The following is a 1,207-nucleotide window of genomic DNA, read 5'->3' as shown; positions in this document are numbered from 1 at the left end:
TGCCGAGTCCACGGACTTAGGAAATACGGTCAAAAAATCAAAGAAGATTCGTCTGTTCCTAAACCCTGAGCAGCGTACGCTAATCCGTAAGTGGTTCGGAGTGTCCCGTTACGTTTTCAATAAAACAGTCAAAATACTTCAGGATGGCGAGGTTAAAGCCAACTGGAAGGCTATCAAGACTGGCATATTAAACGACCTACCCGAGTGGTGCAAGGAAGTGCCTTATCAAATTAAATCGATAGCGATAAAGGACGCTTGCACCGCTGTCAGGGAGGCAAAGAAAAAGTACAATAAAACGGCAGAAATTAACCGAGTAAGGTTTAGGTCTCGAAAGAACCCTATTCAGTCTTGCTATATCCCAAAATTAGCAGTTTCAGCAGTAGGGGTATATCATACCAAACTAGGGAAAATAACATACTCCGAGATTTTGCCTTCAGAAGTGTGCGATTGTAGACTAACCAGTAATAACGGGAATCATTATTTAGTAGTTCCCCACAAAGTAGCTGTATCACATACCGAAAACCAAGGTAGAGTAGTTGCTTTAGACCCTGGGGTCAGAACTTTCATCACTTTCTTCAGCGAAACATCTGTAGGGAAGATTGGGCATGGAGACTTTTCAAGGATCCAGCGACTCTGCCAACACCTGGATAATTTACTGTCTAAGATCAGTAAAGCCAATGGTGGGCAAAAGCGCCGGATGAAGAAAGCCGCCAGACGAATGGTTATAAAAGTTCAAAACTTAATCAATGAGCTTCACCACAAGACAGCTAGATTCTTAGTTGACAACTTCGATGTAATTCTTCTTCCTACATTTGAGACGTCTCAAATGTCAAAAAAAAGGAACAGAAAGATTAGATCTAAAACCGTTCGTAATATGCTTACCTTCGCTCATTATCGTTTCAAAGAATTTCTAAAGCACAAAGCTCAAGAGACGGGGAAAGTAGTGCTAGATGTTTGCGAAGCTTACACCAGCAAAACTGTTAGCTGGACAGGCGAGCTGATAAATATAGGCGGAAGCAAAACTATTAAATCAAAAGTTGATGGACTCGTCATGGACAGAGATATCAACGGCGCTCGGGGGATATTCCTCAGAGCCTTGGGAGATACCCCCTGGCTGCGAGAGCAGCTTGCATTAGTGGGCTAAAGTCTGCCTTGGTAGATTTTGGTAGCTAAAAAGTATCGGAAACGTCACCTTCTGGGGTAGTCA

Annotated in this window: 1 protein-coding gene; it reads left to right on the top strand. The window is 42.9% G+C overall.

Going from position 1 to position 1,207, the window contains the following annotated elements; all coding sequences use genetic code 11:
• Positions 1-1,144: transposase (locus F6K49_RS50695; protein WP_293110459.1), on the top strand; the 1,144-nt coding region annotated here is incomplete at its 5' end.
• Positions 1,145-1,207: the final 63 nt, after the last annotated feature.

Source organism: Moorena sp. SIO3I6 (assembly GCF_010672095.1).
The sequence above is the reverse complement of the archived record's forward strand: the minus strand, read 5'-3'. Positions and strand labels throughout refer to the sequence as shown.